Here is a 17,236-nt window from a genome sequence, read left to right on the forward strand (position 1 = left end):
AACACGGGTGCGGCGCGGCCTTCGGCTGCCTTGAACATGCCCTGACTACCCTGCCGGCGATTCCCGCTGGCGGCCCGCGCCTGCGCGCTCGTCAGGAACCAAACGTGCCCACGGCCAGGGGAATGGCCGTGCGTCAGAGAAAGGAGAAACACGGTGAACATTACACAGTTGAAAGCGGCCCTGCCGCGTGAGTTGCTGGCGTCGGTGGTGGTCTTCCTGGTCGCCCTGCCGTTGTGCATGGGCATTGCGATCGCCTCGGGCATGCCGCCGGCCAAGGGCCTGATCACCGGTATCATCGGCGGTATCGTGGTCGGCTTCCTGGCGGGCTCGCCGTTGCAGGTCAGCGGCCCGGCGGCGGGCCTGGCGGTGCTGGTGTTCGAATTGGTGCGTCAGCATGGCATGGCCATGCTTGGGCCTATCCTGCTGCTGGCGGGGATTCTGCAATTGCTGGCCGGGCGCTTGCGCCTGGGTTGCTGGTTCCGTGTCACCGCGCCAGCGGTGGTGTATGGCATGCTCGCCGGTATCGGCGTGCTGATTGTGTTGTCGCAGGTGCATGTCATGTTCGACACGGCGCCGCAGCCGTCGGGCATGCAGAATCTGTTGGCGTTTCCCGCCACCGTGAGCGCCGCCCTGCCCCTGGAGGATGCAGGCTCTGGTTGGATAGCCGGCGCACTTGGGCTGGGTACCATTGCCATCATGTGGGCCTGGGAGCGCCTGCGGCCACAGAAGCTGCGCTTCGTTCCCGGTGCATTGCTGGGCGTGGCAGCGATGACCGCCGTCGCCATGTGGCTGGCACTGCCGGTGAACCGCGTGCAAGTTCCGGCAGACCTGTCCGAGGCGATCGACTGGATCCGCCCGGACGACCTGATGAAGCTCGCCGACCCGACCCTGCTGGTGGCGGCTTTCGCCCTGGCCTTCATCGCCAGTGCCGAGACGCTGCTGTCGGCGGCCGCGGTCGATCGCATGCACAGCGGCCAGCGTTCGGACTTCGATCGTGAGCTGTCGGCACAAGGGATCGGCAACATGCTCTGCGGGTTATTGGGAGCCTTGCCGATGACCGGCGTGATCGTGCGCAGCTCGGCCAACGTCCAGGCCGGCGCGCAAACCCGTGCCTCCGCCATCCTCCATGGTGTGTGGCTACTGGCGTTCGTGGTGGTACTCAGTAGCGTGCTGCAGCAGATTCCGGTGGCGAGCCTGGCAGGCGTATTGGTTTACACCGGCATCAAACTGGTCGATTTCAAGGCGCTGCGAGGTTTGCGTCGCTACGGTCGGATGCCGATGTTCACCTATGTGGCGACCGCCATGGCAATCATCTTCACCGACCTGTTGACCGGTGTGCTGCTGGGCTTTGCCCTGACACTGCTGAAACTGGCATTCAAGGCGGCACGCTTGAAGATCTGCCTGATTCAGCTGGCATCCAGCGGGCATATGGAACTGCGCCTGAGTGGCGCGGCAACGTTCCTCAAAGTACCTGCGCTGACTCAGGTGCTCGACACCGTGCCCGCCGGTACCACCTTGCATGTGCCACTGGCCAACCTGACCTACATCGACCATTCATGCCTGGAATTGCTGGAGGATTGGAGCAAGAGCAGCGGGTCTATCCTGCGCATCGAGCCGCGAGGGCTCAAGCGCAGGGTTGAGGGCCGTTTACGCAGCGTTGCTGGCACCTGAAGTCAGCGTTTTACTTCGGCCATCTGCGGCGCGCCCGGCCAGGTACCGGTGAGGTTCACCGTACGGGTGCCGCCCAGCCACTCGCTGGCGGGCGTGTTCCACCTCAGCGATTTACGTATATTGGAACCGATGCTGATGAACTCTGCAGTTAACGTCATCTCGGTGGCGGTCAGGGGAATTTCTCCGAAGCTGGTCGAACTGCCACCAATCACGGTCCTGGATTCTTCGACCGGGCCGGTGGGGGTCTGGTAGGAGAGTGTGACCTTGGTACTGTAGGTGGTGAAGGACGAAGCCTTGCTATCCACCAGCAGGTTCAGCACGCCGATCTTGCCGACCCAGCTCGGAATCAGCACTCGGCTGCCCGCGAACGAGGCAAAGGTATAGGCGACGGGCAGCGGTTCGGTTGCCACTTCACCGCTTTTTGCCGGCAAGGTATGCGTCTCGACTTCACTGGAGTTGCTGCTGAACACGTAGCTTGCCTTGCCTTTGCCATTGATGCCGTCCTCACCAAGCAGGCGGTTGAGGCCGCTTGCGCTACCTGAGACGGTGAAGCTGGCTTTGCTCTTCTTCGACACTGCGTTGAGGCCACTGCTGGCGTAGATGACTGAAGTCACCACGCCAAACCCCTCGGAGATACCGGCGCCGGTCGCCATGTTCAAATTGCGCGCCTGGGCGAGCAGCCAATCGTACTGGTCGTTCAGGATGGCAAGGTTGCTGACGGTGTGTTCACCGCTGATGGCGAATTCCGAGGTGATGGAATTCTCCTTGTCGAAGGACCATTCCAGCGTGGCATCAGGTTTGACCTCGGCACCAGTGTTCGGGTCGAAGATCAGCCCTGCGACGCTGGTGTTGATACTCCTGCAGGTCACGCCAGTGGACTTGAAGTCCCACTTGCGACTTTGCTGGTTCTTGCTGATCTCGACGCCGGGCAGGCATTCGGCCACAAGCTTGAAGTCGCCGGAGTCGGCATCAATGATACCGACTGCGCCCGGCTTGATGGCGGGATTGAGCCCCCAGTTGCCCCATATCGTGCGATAGGTGCCCCGTAGCAGGTCGGTGTAGATCCGGTTTCTACTGATCGTCATTGTCATCACCTTGAAATGGAAAAGGCCGCCCTGAGGCGGCCGGATGACAGTAATGATCGAAGGCGGGGGGCAGCAGCGGGAGCGCTTTCCCTCGCCCGCGCTGCAGATCAGGCGCTGGCCTGGCCGAATTCCACGTTCAACTGGCGCGACAGGCACGGCCAGCGTCGCCAGGCATCGCCGGTCTGCGGGCTGCTGAGGGTTTCACGATAGGCTTCCACCGACTCGGCGGCGAAGCTTTCGTCGTCCAGCATCTCGTCCACCGAATGGTGCACCACTTCGTCCAGCTGGTTGGCGAAGGTTTCGCCGATCAACTGGTGAGCGATCAGGTTGGCCACCGTGGTGTCGACCGGAATCAGGGGTTGCTGGAAGTGGCGGATGTACAGGTCGTTGACTTCCTCGACCAGGCGGTGCGCCAGGTAGGCCTCGTCCAGCAGGCAATCCAGGCCCACATGCCCCTGCATCACGCTCGGTGGCTGCAGGAAATAGGCCTCGGCAATTTTCAGCACAGGCTTGATCTGGGATTCGATCCCCGCTTCGCGGGCCACGGTGTGGGCGGCTTCCAGCAGCTCCGGAACCTGATTGATGTAAGCGCTGACGAAGCGCGCCAAAGTACCCTGGGCGTCCTGCTCAGGCAGTTGGATCGAGGGGTGCAGGTGAGGCAGTTGCAGCTCGAGACGCTCTTTCAGTTGGCCGGTGCGGCCTTCGTGATCGTGGGCTTGGCTAATTTGCTCGCGTACAGCAGCGATGTTCATGACAACTCCAGGGACAAGATGTTTCAAACGGAAGACACTAAGTTAGCTCGGTATACAGAATACCTAAGACGCATTTGTTATAAACCTCGCAAACGTGTGCGCAGTTAGGTATATCGCGGTGCCATTATTTTGCCATAACCCATCAAGCCCGGGCTTTTGCAGCCTTTTCCCTATTTCTTGAAGTTCATTTTGCCAGCGTCGTTGCGTGCCGTTGGTCGCTGTCTATACTCCCGTTGAACGTGATTCGTTGATGAGGCCCGACTGCTTTTGCAGGGGCTCGGTCGTCGAAGCCAGGCAGTCTTGACCGCCGTTCCCTCTTGCCGCAGGCCACGCCTCCGGGACTACAAGAACGAGAAGGGGAACCCGCAATGATGCGACATCCACATGTCTGGATGGGCCTCCTGTTGTGGTCGGTTTTTGGTCAGGCCAACGCTGCCTGGACCGTGAACATGCACCCGGGGGCGACGGAAGTCTCCAACGCCGTGTTCGACCTGCACATGACGATCTTCTGGATCTGCGTGATCATCGGCATCGTGGTATTCGGTGCGATGTTCTGGTCCATGGTCATCCACCGCCGTTCTACCGGCCAGCAGCCCGCGCATTTCCACGAGCACACCTGGGTGGAAATCCTCTGGACCATCGTCCCTTTCCTGATCCTCGTGGCCATGGCCATTCCAGCCACCAAGACCCTGATCGACATCTACGACGCCAGTGAATCGGACATCGACATCCAGGTCACCGGTTACCAGTGGAAGTGGCACTACAAATACCTGGGCCAGGACGTGGAGTTCTTCAGCAACCTGGCCACCCCCGCCGATCAGATCCACAACAAGGCACCCAAGGACGAGCACTACCTGCTTGAAGTCGACCAGCCGCTGGTGCTGCCGGTGGGTGCCAAGGTGCGCTTCCTGGTGACCGCCGCCGACGTCATCCACTCCTGGTGGGTGCCGGCCTTTGCGGTCAAGCGTGACGCCATCCCCGGCTTCGTCAACGAAGCCTGGACCCGCATCGAGAAGCCCGGCATCTACCGCGGCCAGTGCACCGAGCTGTGCGGCAAGGACCACGGCTTCATGCCGGTGGTGGTCGAGGTCAAGTCCAAGGCCGACTACGACACCTGGCTCGGCGAGCGCAAGGCCGAGGCAGCCAAGCTCAAGGAACTGACCAGCAAGGATTGGACACTCGAAGAGCTGGTCGAGCGTGGCGACAAGGTCTATCACACCACCTGCGTGGCCTGTCACCAGGCCGAAGGCCAGGGCCTGCCACCCATGTTCCCGGCGCTCAAGGGCTCGAAAGTGGCCACCGGGCCGAAGGAAGAGCACCTGAGCGTGGTATTCCACGGCCGCCCGGGCACGGCGATGGCCGCGTTCGGCAAGCAGCTCTCGGAAGTCGACATCGCCGCCGTGGTCACCTACGAGCGCAACGCCTGGGGCAACAACAAGGGCGACATGGTCACGCCGAAGGACGTGCTGGCGATCAAGCAGGCGCAAGCCAAGTGAACCGGGTTACTCGCGGCAATCAATGGATTGCAGGAGACAGGACATGAGTGCAGTGATCGACGACCACGCCCACGGCCATGAGCACGCCCACGGCCCGGCCAAGGGCCTGATGCGCTGGGTGCTGACCACCAACCACAAGGACATCGGCACGATGTACCTATGGTTCGCCTTCATGATGTTCCTGCTCGGCGGCTCGTTCGCCATGGTCATCCGCGCCGAGCTGTTCCAGCCTGGGCTGCAGATCGTCGAGCCGGCGTTCTTCAACCAGATGACCACCATGCATGGCCTGATCATGGTGTTCGGCGCGGTCATGCCAGCCTTTGTCGGCCTGGCCAACTGGATGATCCCGCTGATGATCGGCGCGCCCGACATGGCCCTGCCGCGGATGAACAACTTCAGCTTCTGGCTGCTGCCCGCAGCCTTCCTGCTGCTGGTCTCGACCCTGTTCAGCCCGGGCGGCGGGCCGAACTTCGGCTGGACCTTCTACGCCCCGCTGTCGACCACCTATGCGCCCGCCAGCGTCACCTTCTTCATCTTCGCCATCCACCTGATGGGCATCAGCTCGATCATGGGCGCGATCAACGTGATCGCCACCATCCTCAACCTGCGCGCCCCGGGCATGACCCTGATGAAGATGCCGCTGTTCGTCTGGACCTGGCTGATCACCGCATTTCTGCTGATCGCGGTGATGCCGGTGCTGGCCGGCGTGGTGACCATGATGCTGATGGACATCCACTTCGGCACCAGCTTCTTCAGTGCCGCCGGCGGCGGTGACCCGGTGCTGTTCCAGCATGTGTTCTGGTTCTTTGGCCACCCCGAGGTGTACATCATGATCCTGCCGGCCTTCGGCGCGGTCAGCTCGATCATCCCGGCGTTTTCGCGCAAGCCGCTGTTCGGCTACACCTCGATGGTGTACGCCACCGGCGCCATTGCCTTCCTGTCGTTCATCGTCTGGGCCCACCACATGTTCGTGGTCGGCATCCCGGTGGTCGGCGAGCTGTTCTTCATGTACGCCACCATGCTCATCGCGGTGCCCACAGGCGTGAAGGTATTCAACTGGGTCAGCACCATGTGGGAAGGCTCGCTCAGCTTCGAGACGCCGATGCTGTTCGCCATCGCCTTCGTCATCCTGTTCACCATCGGTGGCTTCTCCGGGCTGATGCTGGCCATCGCCCCGGCGGACTTCCAGTACCACGATACCTACTTCGTGGTGGCGCACTTCCACTATGTGCTGGTACCCGGGGCGATCTTCGGCATCTTTGCCTCGGCCTACTACTGGCTGCCGAAGTGGACCGGCCACATGTATGACGAAACCCTCGGCAAGCTGCATTTCTGGCTGTCGTTCGTCGGCATGAACATGGCCTTTTTCCCGATGCACTTCGTGGGCCTGGCTGGCATGCCGCGGCGTATTCCCGACTACAACCTGCAGTTCGCCGACTTCAACATGGTGTCGTCGATCGGCGCCTTCCTGTTCGGCACCACCCAGCTGTTCTTCCTGTTCATCGTCATCAAGTGCATCCGTGGCGGCGCACCCGCCCCGGCCAAGCCCTGGGACGGCGCCGAGGGCCTGGAATGGTCGATCCCTTCGCCAGCGCCTTACCACACCTTCCAGACCCCGCCGGAAGTGAAGTAGGAGCGCTGCCATGAAAGGCTCGCCTCTCAAGCAGCTGGTCACCCGCCTGCTGCTGCTGACAGTGGTGATGTTCGGCTTCGGCTTTGCCCTGGTGCCGATGTATGACGTGATGTGCAAGGCCTTCGGCATCAATGGCAAGACTGGCGGGCAGTACGAGGGCAGCCAGGTCAGCGACCCGACGCGCTCGGTGCGGGTGCAGTTCATGTCGACCAACGCCAGCGACATGGTCTGGGACTTCTACTCCACCGGTGACGAGCTCGAGGTCAACCCGGGGGCGGTGAACCAGATGATCTTCGTCGCGCACAACCCGACCAACCGGCCGATGAGTGCGCAAGCGATACCCAGCATTACCCCGGCTGAGGCCGCGGCGTATTTCCACAAGACCGAGTGCTTCTGCTTTACCCAGCAGGTGCTGCAGCCCGGCGAACGCATCGAGATGCCGGTGCGCTTCATCGTCGACCGCGATCTGCCGGCCAGCGTGAAGCACCTGACACTGGCCTACACCTTGTTCGACATCACTGCGCGTCACCCGCCGGTTGCCCATGCCGCGGTACAGGACGTCCAGGGCGCCCGTTGAGGGAAGGAGAACAGCAATGGCAAGTCATGAGCACTACTATGTTCCGGCGCAGAGCAAGTGGCCGATCATCGCCACCATCGGCATGTTCATCACGGTGTTCGGCCTGGGCACCTGGTTCAACGACATCAAGGCCGGTCACCCGTCCTCGCACGGGCCGCTGATCTTCTTCGTTGGCGCGCTGTTCCTGGCCTACATGCTGTTCGGCTGGTTCGGCTCGGTGGTCCGCGAGAGCCGCGCCGGGCTTTACAGCCCGCAGCTGGACCGCTCGTTCCGCTGGGGCATGAGCTGGTTCATCTTCTCGGAAGTGATGTTCTTCATGGCCTTCTTCGGCGCGCTGTTCTACGTGCGCGTGCTGGCCGGGCCCTGGCTGGGTGGCGAGGGGCACAAGGGCATCGCCCACATGCTGTGGCCGAGCTTCGAGTTCGCCTGGCCGTTGCTGCACACACCGGACCCGAAACTGTTCCCGCCGCCCAAGGAAGTGATCAACCCGTGGCACCTGCCGTTGATCAACACCATCCTGCTGGTCAGTTCCAGCGTGACCATCACCATCGCTCACCACGCCCTGCGCCGTGACCATCGTGGTCCGCTGAAATTCTGGATGGCGCTGACCATCCTCCTGGGTATCAGCTTCATCACCCTGCAGGCCTACGAGTACCACGAGGCCTACACCAAGCTGGGGCTGACCCTGGGCTCGGGCATCTATGGCGCGACGTTCTTCATGCTCACGGGTTTCCACGGGGCCCACGTGACCTTGGGCACGATCATCCTGATCGTGATGTTCGTGCGCATCCTGCGCGGGCACTTCAACCCCGACAAGCACTTCGGTTTCGAGGCGGCGAGCTGGTACTGGCACTTCGTCGATGTGGTGTGGGTGGGGCTGTTCATCTTTGTGTATGTGCTGTGATCAGAACGGTGCGTGAGACACCAGCTGACCACTGATGAAGCCCCAGGCCACCAGGCCGATGGTCAGGGTGGCGAGGGCCACCCGCACGGTCAGGGCTTTTAGCAGGCGGGTCGAGTTTTCATCGTCCTTGACCAGGAACACCAGGCCACTGAACAGGCTGGCAACCGTGGCCAACAGCATCAGGACAATCGCGGCCTTGAGCATGGCGCTTCTCCGGGGGGATGCGGTGATGTGGATAAGTATAGCGATTGGCCCGGCGAGGCTGCGATGAGGCGGTTTCGCCCAGGCTGGATACCGACCCTGGTGGTGCTTGCGCTGCTGCCGGGGTTGATTGCGCTTGGCTGCTGGCAGCTCGGCCGGGCCGAAGAGAAGCGCGTCCTGCTGGAGACCTATGCCCAGCGTGAGGTCGACGCCCCGCTGGCCACCACTCAGCTGCTGCAGACCCAGGACTCTGCCTTCCGGCGGGTGCATCTCTATGGTCGCTTCGACGCCGAACACAGCGTGTTGCTGGACAACCGCGTACGTGATGGCCAGGCCGGTGTCGAGCTGTTGCAGCCCTTCCATGACCAGGCCAGTGGCCTGTGGCTGCTGGTCAACCGCGGCTGGCTGGCGTGGCTGGACCGCCGCGTGCCGGTGCATTTCGACACCCCCGACCAAGCCCTGGCGCTGAACGCGACCGTGTACGTGGCACCGGGCAGTACCTTCCAGCTGCACCCCGACCCGGCCGGTGGGCAATGGCCGCACCTGCTCACTGCGGTCGACGCTGCGCACGTGTGGCAGCAACTTGATCGCGAAGGCTTCGCCCATGAGTTACGCCTGCAGCCCGGCCCGGCTGCTTATCGGCTGGACTGGCCGGTAGTCGCGATGGGCCCGGAAAAACACCTCGGTTACGCCGTGCAGTGGTTTGCCCTGGCCACTGCGCTGGTGCTGCTCTACCTCTATTTCGGCTGGCATAACAACAAGGAGAAACAGCATGGCCACCGCCACTCCACTGGACCTGCCTGAACGTAGCAAGCCCAGAGCCCGCGGGCGTTTGCAGCTGATTCTGATTCTGCTGGTGGTACTCGGGCCGATGATCCTGGCCACCTGCATGTACAAGCTCCAGTTCTGGGTGCCGGAGGGCCGTAGCTACCACGGCGCGATGATTGGCAACGGCGAGAGCCGTGCCGATATCGGCATTGCGGGCGAGGACGAACGCTGGCAGCTGCTGGTGAGTGCGCCCGAGGCCTGCGCCGAGGATTGCCAGCGCCTGGTGTACCTGGTGCGGCAGATCCAGGTCGGCCTGGGCCGCGACGCCAGCCGCGCCAGCCACGCCTTGGCCACTGCCCAGCCACTGGCCAGCGACTACCAGGCGCTGCTGGGGCGAGAGTATCCACAGCTGCAACGCTATTCACTGGATGCCCAGCGCTATCTGCAGAAGGTTGGCGAACCCGGCCCGCAACTGTGGATTGTCGACCCGCACGGCAACCTGGTGTTGCGCTACGACGGCAAGGTCAATGGCAAGCACGTGCTCGACGACCTGCGTCACCTGCTCAAGCTGTCCAACATCGGCTAGGAGCCTGCCATGGCCAGACCCGGATTCCGCATCGCTGTGTTCGCCACGCTGCTGGCACTGCTGGTCGTGCTGCTCGGTGCCTATACCCGCCTGACCCACGCCGGGCTAGGTTGTCCTGATTGGCCCGGCTGCTATGGCTTCATCAGCGTGCCCAACAGCGAAGCGCAGCTGGCCCATGCCGAGCTGCACTTCCCCGACCACCCGGTGGAAGAGGCCAAGGGCTGGGCCGAGATGGTCCACCGCTACTTCGCTGGCACCCTCGCCGTGGTGATCGCCCTGCTCGCCTTGCAGGCGCTGCGCCGGCATGCCCGCGATGGCCAGCCTTATCGCCTGCCCTTGTTGTTGCTGGGCGTGGTGCTGGCTCAGGCAGCGTTTGGCATGTGGACGGTCACACTCAAGCTGTGGCCGCAAGTGGTCACCGCGCACCTGCTCGGCGGTTTTACCACCCTGAGCCTGCTGTTTTTGCTATCCCTGCGTCTATCGCGGGCCTTTGCGCCCTTGCCGAAACTGCCGCTCAGCCTACGGCGGATAGCCGCGCTGGCCTTGCTGGTAGTGATCGGCCAGATCGCCCTGGGTGGCTGGGTCAGTGCCAACTATGCGGCGGTCGCCTGCATCGACCTGCCCACCTGCCATGGCCAGTGGTGGCCGGCGGCAGACTTCAGCAACGGCTTCCACTTGACCCAGCATGTCGGCCCCAACTACCTCGGTGGGCAACTGGACAGCGATGCGCGCACGGCCATTCACATCAGCCATCGCCTGGGTGCACTGTTGGTGACCTGCGTGCTGTTGATGCTCAGCTGGAAGCTGCACCGCTGTGGCCTGACCGGCCTGGCTCGATGGGTATTGCTGGCGCTGGCGCTGCAGGTCGGCCTGGGCATCAGTAACGTGCTGTTCCACCTGCCGCTGGCCGTGGCCGTCGCGCATAACGCTGGCGGTGCGTTGCTGCTGCTGAGCATGGTGCTGGTGAACTACCGCATCCGTGTGGTCGACAAGGTCCGCGTCGGCGTCGGCCAGGGTTGGCGCCTGCGGCCTGTAGCCGGGGTAAGCATCAGCCATCACATGAGGAACGATTCGTGGCGACGCTTCTGAGCGCACGGCGTGCCGGCTGGCGCGATTACCTGGAGCTGACCAAGCCCAAGGTGGTGGTGCTGATGCTGATCACTTCGCTGGCGGGCATGTTCCTGGCGACCCGCGCCGGGGTCAGCGCAAGCGTGCTGCTGTTCGGCAACCTGGGTATCGCCCTGTGCGCGGGCAGCGCGGCAGTGGTCAACCACGTGGTGGACCGGCGCATCGACGCGCTGATGGCGCGCACCCACAAGCGCCCATTGGCCCAGGGCCGGGTCGAGCCGTTGCCGGCGTTGCTGTTCGCCCTGGCCCTGGCGCTGCTTGGCATGGCCCTGTTGCTGGTGTTCACCAACGCCCTCACCGCCTGGCTGACCCTGGCCTCCTTGCTCGGCTACGCGGTGCTCTACACCGGCTTTCTCAAGCGTGCCACACCGCAGAACATCGTTATTGGCGGCCTGGCCGGCGCCGCACCGCCGCTGCTTGGCTGGGTCGCCGTGAGCGGCCATGTCAGCGCCGAGCCCCTGCTGCTGGTGCTGATCATCTTCGCCTGGACGCCACCGCACTTCTGGGCCTTGGCCATCCACCGCAAGGAAGAGTACGCCAAGGCCGATATCCCGATGCTGCCGGTCACCCATGGCGAGCGATACACCAAGCTGCATATCCTGCTGTACAGCCTGATATTGCTGGCGGTGAGCCTGCTGCCGTTTGCCATCCACATGAGTGGCCTGTTGTACCTGGCCTGCGCCCTGGTACTGGGCCTGCGCTTCCTGCATTGGGCCTGGGTGTTGTACCGTGGCAGCCAGCCGCACGCGGCGATCGGCACCTTCAAGTACTCCATCGGCTACCTGTTCGCGCTGTTCATCGCGTTGCTCGTCGACCACTACCTGTTGCTGAATCTATGACCCGAACCCAGAAAACCGTCTTCATCCTCGTCGCCCTGGTCGCGTTGATCCTGGGCCTTACCGTCAACAAGGTGCTCAATGGCCGTGGTCAGCTCAACCCGGCCGAGCTGATCGACGCCGGCATCATTCTGTTGCCGCAGAGCCGCGCGGTGGCCGACGTGACCATGACCAACCAGGATGGCCAGCCGGTGCAGCTGGACGACCTGAAGGGCAAATGGTCACTGTTGTTCTTCGGCTACACCTACTGCCCGGACATCTGCCCAACCACCCTGGCCCAGTTGCGCCAGGTGAAGAGCGAGCTGCCCAAGGAGGCAGTGGACCGGTTGCAGGTGGTGTTGGTGAGCGTGGACCCGAACCGTGATACGCCCAAGCAGCTGAAGCAGTACCTGGGCTATTTCGACAAGGATTTCGTCGGCGTGGCGGGGTCGATCGACGATACCCAGAAGCTGGCCAATGCCTTGAGCATTCCGTTCATTCCGGCGGATACCAGCAAGCCGGGGTATACCGTGGATCACAGCGGCAACCTGGCGATCGTCGGGCCGGATGGCCGTCAGCGGGGGTTCATTCGGGCGCCGTTCAACAACCAGAAGCTGGTGGCGCAGTTGCCCGGCCTGGTAAAGCGGGATTGATGATGGCCTGTCAGGGCCTCATCGCTGGCCAAAGGGCCGCAGAGCGGCCCCGTGGGTTTCGGATCAGAACGCCGGAACCACAGCGCCTTTGTACTTCTCGTTGATGAACTGCTTCACCTCAGGCGAGTGCAGCGCTGCTGCCAGCTTCTTCATCGCGTCCGAGTCCTTGTTGTCCGGGCGGGCAACCAGGATGTTCACGTATGGCGAGTCGCTGCCTTCGATGGCCAGGGCGTCTTTTTCCGGGTTCAGCTTGGCTTCCAGCGCGTAGTTGGTGTTGATCAGGGCGATATCGACCTGGGTCAGCACGCGCGGGATGGTGGCCGCTTCCAGCTCACGGAATTTCACGCTTTTCGGGTTTTCGGCAACGTCCTTCACGGTCGACAGGATGTTGGTGTTGTCCTTCAGCTTGATCACACCGGCCTTGTCCAGCAGCAGCAAGGCGCGGCCGCCGTTGGTGGCGTCGTTGGGGATGACCACGGTGGCGCCGGAGGACAGCTCATCGAGCTTCTTGATCTTGGCCGAGTACACGCCCAGCGGCTCGATGTGCACGCCGGCTACGCTGACCAGGTGGGTACCCTTGGCTTTGTTGAACTCATCCAGGTACGGCTGGTGCTGGAAGAAGTTGGCGTCCAGGCGCTTTTCGGCGACTTGTACGTTCGGCTGGATGTAGTCGGTGAATTCCTTGACCTTCAGCTCCACGCCCTCTTTCGCCAGCTGAGGTTTGACGAAGTTGAGGATCTCGGCATGCGGCACCGGGGTGGCGGCGACGGTGAGGGTTTCGGCGGCATTGGCCGAGAAGGCCGCGACAGCGGCGACAACAGCAAGCAGCTTCTTCATGAATCACTCCTTGTGAGGGCCGCGACGGCCCCCGAACGGGTCGGCCGGGCCGACCCCATTGGGGTTACTTACGGGAAAAATGCACGACCAGTTTGTCGCCCACGCTCTGCAGGACTTGAACCAGCACCAGCAACAGCACCACGGTCACCACCATCACGTCGGTCTGGAAACGCTGGTAACCGAAGCGGATGGCCAGGTCGCCCAGGCCGCCAGCGCCGACCACGCCGGCCATGGCGGTGTACGACACCAGGGTGATGGCGGTGACGGTAATCGCCGCGAAGATGCCCGGGCGGGCTTCCGGCAGCAGCGCGCTGGTGATGATCTGGCGGGTGGTGGCGCCCATCGACTGGGTGGCCTCGATGATGCCGCGGTCCACCTCACGCAGGGCGGTTTCTACCAGACGCGCGAAGAACGGCGTGGCCCCCACCACCAGCGGCGGGATGGCACCGGCGACACCCAGCGAGGTGCCGGTGATCAGTACGGTGAACGGGATCATCACGATCAGCAGGATGATGAACGGCAGCGAGCGCAGGATGTTGACCACCAGCGACAGCAGCGCATACACGCCCTTCTGCTCGAACATCTGCTTCGGCCCGCAGAGGAACAGCAGCACCCCCAGTGGCAGGCCGAGCAGCACGGTGAAGAACAGCGAGCCGAACAGCATGATCATGGTATCGACGGTGGCCAGCCAGATTTCGCTCCAGTCGACATTGGCGAAGAAATTCAGGGCGTCCATCAACGCAGTACCTCCATATGTACGTCAGCTGCCTTGAAGCGGGCGAACGCCGCTTCCATGTCACCGCCGATCAGGGCGAGGGTGAGCTGGCCATAGGGGACATCCTTGATGCGGTCGATACGCCCGGCGAGGATGCTGTAGTCCACACCGGTTTCGCGGGCTACGGTGCCCAGCAGCGGGGCGTAGGTGGCGTCGCCCTGGAAGGTCAGGCGCACGATACGGCCCGGCACATGGGCGAAGTCGTCGCGCTGCTCGCCTTCGTCGACCTGCTCGTCTTCCTGGACGAAGCGCTTGGTGGTCGGGTGTTGCGGGTGCAGGAACACCTCGGCCACCGAGCCTTGCTCGACGATCTGGCCGGCATCCATTACTGCCACACGGTCGCAGACTCGGCGGATCACGTCCATTTCATGGGTGATCAGCACGATGGTCAGCTTCAGCTCACGGTTGATCTCGGCCAGCAGCTGCAGCACCGAAGCGGTGGTCTGCGGGTCGAGGGCGCTGGTGGCTTCGTCGCACAGCAGGATCTTCGGGTTGGTCGACAGGGCGCGGGCGATACCGACGCGCTGCTTCTGGCCGCCGGAAAGCTGCGCTGGGTACTTCTTGGCGTGGTCCGAAAGGCCGACACGGGCCAGCAGCTCGGTGACACGCTGGTCGATTTCACTGCGCGACAGCTCGCCAGCGAGGGTCAGCGGCAGGGCGACGTTGTCGGCGACAGTCTTGGAGGCCAGCAGGTTGAAGTGCTGGAAAATCATGCCGACCTGCTGGCGGAAGCCGCGCAGCTGGCTGGCGTTGAATGCGGTGACATCCTCGCCGTCGACGATGATCGTGCCGCCCGAAGGCTCTTCGAGGCGGTTGATCAGGCGCAGCATGGTGCTCTTGCCGGCGCCGGAATGGCCGATCAGGCCGAACACCTGGCCATCTTCGATGGTCAGGCTGGTCGGATTCAGTGCGGGGATTTCCTTACCGGCGACGCGGTAGGTCTTGTGTACCTGTTGGAACTCGATCACGTAGCGAACCTTGTGGGGCGCATGGAATTTGGGGCAGCGGTTAGCTGGGGTCGCGTATTTTAGCCTTTTCCCATAGCTGTTCTTAGCATTTATTTCGTAATGCACCAATCCCTAGGGCATATCGCGACAACCGGTAATCCTGATTGAACGCTCGGCAAAGCTCTCCAGTCACTACTTGCACAAGCCCGACACGGGCACGCCTGAAGACTGATAAGGAGAGCCGTGATGCCCAGCAAGAAACCGGATTCGCCGAAACAGAGCCAGCTCGCCGGTACCGACACCCCCGACCGGGCCAATACCAACAGCAAACTGCAGGCCCTGGAGGCGGCGCGCAGCGATGCCACCGGCCAGGCCCTGCGGACCAACCAGGGCGTGCGCATCGCCGACAACCAGAACACGCTCAAGGCCGGCCCGCGCGGGCCGTCGCTGCTCGAAGACTTCATCATGCGCGAGAAGATCACCCACTTTGACCACGAGCGCATCCCTGAACGTATCGTGCATGCCCGTGGCACCGGCGCGCATGGCTTCTTCCAGAGCTACGGCAATCACGCCGAGTTGACCAAGGCGGGCTTCCTTCATGACCCTGAGAAGATCACCCCGGTGTTCGTGCGTTTTTCCACCGTGCAAGGGCCACGCGGGTCGGGCGACACGGTGCGCGACGTGCGCGGGTTCGCCGTGAAGTTCTATACCGATGAAGGAAACTTCGACCTGGTGGGTAACAACATGCCGGTCTTCTTCATCCAGGACGCGATCAAGTTCCCGGACTTCGTGCACGCGGTAAAGCCGGAGCCACACAATGAAATCCCCACCGGTGGATCGGCCCACGACACGTTCTGGGACTTCGTCTCGTTGGTGCCCGAATCCGCCCACATGGTCATCTGGGCCATGTCCGATCGCGCCATTCCGCGCAGCCTGCGGATGATGGAAGGCTTTGGCGTGCATACCTTCCGCCTTATCAATGCCCAGGGCGTGGCGAGTTTCGTCAAGTTCCACTGGAAGCCGCGCCAGGGCGTGCACTCCCTTTTGTGGGACGAGGCCCAAAAACTTGCAGGCAAAGACACCGACTTCCAGCGCCGGGACCTGTGGGAAGCCATCGAGACCGGCGATTATCCGGAATGGGAACTGGGCGTGCAGATCGTGCCAGAGGCGGATGAACACAAGTTCGACTTCGACCTGCTCGACCCGACCAAGATCATTCCCGAAGAGCTGGTGCCGGTTACGCCACTGGGCAAGATGGTGCTCAACCGCAATCCGGACAATTTCTTCGCCGAGGTTGAACAGGTTGCTTTCTGCCCTGGCCATATCGTGCCGGGGATCGATTTCACCAATGACCCGTTGCTGCAGGGCCGCCTGTTCTCCTACACCGACACGCAGATCAGCCGCCTTGGCGGGCCGAATTTCCACCAGATCCCGATCAACCGGCCCGTTGCGCCAAACCACAACAATCAGCGCGATGCGCTGCACCAGCATGTGGTGCACAAGGGGCGAGCTTCCTATGAGCCTAATTCGATCGACGGCGGCTGGCCGAAAGAAACGCCACCGGCTGCTCAGGATGGGGGCTTCGAGAGCTACCAGGAGCGCATCGACGCGCACAAGATCCGCCAGCGCAGCGAGTCGTTCGGCGATCACTTCTCCCAAGCGCGGCTGTTCTTCCAGAGCATGAGCCCGACCGAGCAACAGCACATCATCAAGGCCTACAGCTTTGAGCTGGGCAAGGTGGAGCGGGAACACATTCGTGCGCGCCAGGTGAATGAGATTCTTGCCAACATCGACCTGAAGCTGGCCGCTGCAGTCGCTGCCAACCTTGGCTTGCCGGCACCCAAGGCCGGTACGGTGCAGGTCAAGGGTAGCCAGCTGGCTAAATCGCCGGCCTTGAGCCAGATGAACCACCCTGGCGTGGTCGGCATCAAGGGACGCAAGATCGCGGTGCTGTTAGCCGATGGCGTAGACGGCGCGAGCGTCGACAAACTGGTCAAGGCGCTGGAAGCCGAAAGCGCCAGGCCGATGCTGCTGGGGCCGACTTCGGCGCCGGTGAAGGCGGCGGATGGCAAGGCATTGGCGGTGGATGCGTCGATGGAGGGGATGCCGTCGATCATGTTCGACGGGATTGTCGTGCCCAAGGGGGTGGACAAGGCCTTGGCTTCAAGCGGGCTGGCGAAGCACTTCTTGCTCGAAGGCTACAAGCATCTGAAGGCCATGGTGTTGACCAAGGACTTGTTGAACAGTCTTGGGCTCAAGGAGGATAAGGGATTGCTGCTGGGGGATGAGCAAAAGGCTGTGGATGCCTTTGTCAAAGCGGTCGAGGGGCATCGGGTTTGGGAGCGGGAAGCAGCTGCCGAGGCTGTGCCAGCCTAGGGGCTACTTTGTATAGGGGGCTGCAAAGCAGC

At 62.7% G+C, this 17,236-nt stretch carries 17 protein-coding genes; 11 read left to right on the top strand and 6 right to left on the bottom strand.

Annotation, left to right across the window (positions count from 1 at the left end; translation table 11 throughout):
• Positions 1-153: 153 nt before the first annotated feature.
• Positions 154-1,671 (top strand): SulP family inorganic anion transporter, encoded by a 1,518-nt coding sequence (locus tag ABE528_RS05675; RefSeq protein WP_346652411.1) that lies wholly within the window; start codon positions 154-156, stop codon positions 1,669-1,671.
• 2 nt (positions 1,672-1,673) lie between these two features.
• Here the strand turns inward: ABE528_RS05675 and ABE528_RS05680 are convergent, their stop codons facing one another.
• Together ABE528_RS05680 and ABE528_RS05685 are read right to left on the bottom strand one after the other, a co-directional pair.
• Positions 1,674-2,762: a hypothetical protein gene (locus ABE528_RS05680; RefSeq protein WP_346652412.1), complete on the bottom strand. Its 1,089-nt coding sequence runs from the start codon at positions 2,760-2,762 to the stop codon at positions 1,674-1,676.
• 101 nt (positions 2,763-2,863) lie between these two features.
• A complete protein-coding gene (locus ABE528_RS05685; protein WP_152958450.1) occupies positions 2,864-3,508 on the bottom strand; it encodes a hypothetical protein in 645 nt (214 codons plus the stop codon).
• Positions 3,509-3,876: 368 nt separating this feature from the next.
• On the opposite strand from ABE528_RS05685, the gene coxB reads away from it, so the two are divergent.
• Genes coxB through ABE528_RS05705 form a run of 4 tightly spaced genes read left to right on the top strand, consistent with a single transcriptional unit; the run spans position 3,877 to position 8,118 of the window.
• Positions 3,877-5,004: a cytochrome c oxidase subunit II gene (coxB, locus tag ABE528_RS05690; RefSeq protein ID WP_346652413.1), complete on the top strand. Its 1,128-nt coding sequence runs from the start codon at positions 3,877-3,879 to the stop codon at positions 5,002-5,004.
• Positions 5,005-5,047: 43 nt separating this feature from the next.
• Positions 5,048-6,637 (top strand): cytochrome c oxidase subunit I, encoded by a 1,590-nt coding sequence (ctaD, locus tag ABE528_RS05695; protein WP_110639500.1) that lies wholly within the window; start codon positions 5,048-5,050, stop codon positions 6,635-6,637.
• 10 nt (positions 6,638-6,647) lie between these two features.
• Positions 6,648-7,214, top strand: coding sequence for a cytochrome c oxidase assembly protein (locus tag ABE528_RS05700; protein WP_152958447.1), 567 nt, complete (start codon positions 6,648-6,650; stop codon positions 7,212-7,214).
• Between the two features lie 16 nt (positions 7,215-7,230).
• Positions 7,231-8,118, top strand: a complete 888-nt coding sequence (locus tag ABE528_RS05705; protein ID WP_294325991.1) for a cytochrome c oxidase subunit 3 — start codon at positions 7,231-7,233, stop codon at positions 8,116-8,118.
• Here the strand turns inward: ABE528_RS05705 and ABE528_RS05710 are convergent, their stop codons facing one another.
• The gene (locus tag ABE528_RS05710) at positions 8,119-8,322 is read right to left on the bottom strand and encodes a twin transmembrane helix small protein (protein WP_060507818.1); all 204 of its coding nucleotides are present in this window, start codon (positions 8,320-8,322) and stop codon (positions 8,119-8,121) included. It abuts the gene before it with no gap.
• 63 nt (positions 8,323-8,385) lie between these two features.
• Between ABE528_RS05710 and ABE528_RS05715 the strand changes: the two genes are divergently transcribed.
• From ABE528_RS05715 to ABE528_RS05735, 5 genes are read left to right on the top strand one after another with little or no spacing between them, the layout of a single operon-like run.
• A complete protein-coding gene (locus ABE528_RS05715) occupies positions 8,386-9,123 on the top strand; it encodes an SURF1 family protein (protein WP_152958444.1) in 738 nt (245 codons plus the stop codon).
• Positions 9,092-9,673, top strand: a complete 582-nt coding sequence (locus ABE528_RS05720) for a hypothetical protein (RefSeq protein ID WP_152958442.1) — start codon at positions 9,092-9,094, stop codon at positions 9,671-9,673. The genes ABE528_RS05715 and ABE528_RS05720 overlap by 32 nt, the downstream gene beginning before the upstream one ends.
• Before the next feature lie 9 nt (positions 9,674-9,682).
• The gene (locus ABE528_RS05725; protein WP_152958440.1) at positions 9,683-10,762 is read left to right on the top strand and encodes a COX15/CtaA family protein; all 1,080 of its coding nucleotides are present in this window, start codon (positions 9,683-9,685) and stop codon (positions 10,760-10,762) included.
• Positions 10,747-11,640 (top strand): heme o synthase, encoded by an 894-nt coding sequence (gene cyoE / locus ABE528_RS05730; protein WP_346652414.1) that lies wholly within the window; start codon positions 10,747-10,749, stop codon positions 11,638-11,640. Before ABE528_RS05725 ends, cyoE begins: the two co-directional genes overlap by 16 nt.
• On the top strand, positions 11,637-12,269 hold the full coding sequence (locus ABE528_RS05735) for an SCO family protein (RefSeq protein ID WP_346652415.1): 633 nt from the start codon (positions 11,637-11,639) through the stop codon (positions 12,267-12,269). The genes cyoE and ABE528_RS05735 overlap by 4 nt, the downstream gene beginning before the upstream one ends.
• A gap of 63 nt (positions 12,270-12,332) precedes the next feature.
• Here the strand turns inward: ABE528_RS05735 and ABE528_RS05740 are convergent, their stop codons facing one another.
• The 3 genes from ABE528_RS05740 to ABE528_RS05750 all read right to left on the bottom strand — a co-directional run bounded on the left by ABE528_RS05740 (position 12,333) and on the right by ABE528_RS05750 (position 14,849).
• Positions 12,333-13,106 carry a MetQ/NlpA family ABC transporter substrate-binding protein gene (locus tag ABE528_RS05740; RefSeq protein WP_152958436.1) on the bottom strand — a complete coding sequence of 258 codons (774 nt, stop codon included), beginning with the start codon at positions 13,104-13,106 and terminating at the stop codon, positions 12,333-12,335.
• A gap of 64 nt (positions 13,107-13,170) precedes the next feature.
• Positions 13,171-13,842 (bottom strand): methionine ABC transporter permease, encoded by a 672-nt coding sequence (locus ABE528_RS05745; RefSeq protein ID WP_152958434.1) that lies wholly within the window; start codon positions 13,840-13,842, stop codon positions 13,171-13,173.
• Positions 13,842-14,849 (bottom strand): methionine ABC transporter ATP-binding protein, encoded by a 1,008-nt coding sequence (locus ABE528_RS05750; protein ID WP_346652416.1) that lies wholly within the window; start codon positions 14,847-14,849, stop codon positions 13,842-13,844. Before ABE528_RS05750 ends, ABE528_RS05745 begins: the two co-directional genes overlap by 1 nt.
• A gap of 225 nt (positions 14,850-15,074) precedes the next feature.
• On the opposite strand from ABE528_RS05750, the gene katE reads away from it, so the two are divergent.
• On the top strand, positions 15,075-17,204 hold the full coding sequence (gene katE, locus ABE528_RS05755) for a catalase HPII (RefSeq protein WP_346652417.1): 2,130 nt from the start codon (positions 15,075-15,077) through the stop codon (positions 17,202-17,204).
• Positions 17,205-17,236: the final 32 nt, after the last annotated feature.

It is taken from the genome of Pseudomonas sp. TWI628, assembly GCF_039673865.1.
In the GTDB taxonomy this organism is placed as follows: Bacteria; Pseudomonadota; Gammaproteobacteria; order Pseudomonadales; family Pseudomonadaceae; genus Aquipseudomonas.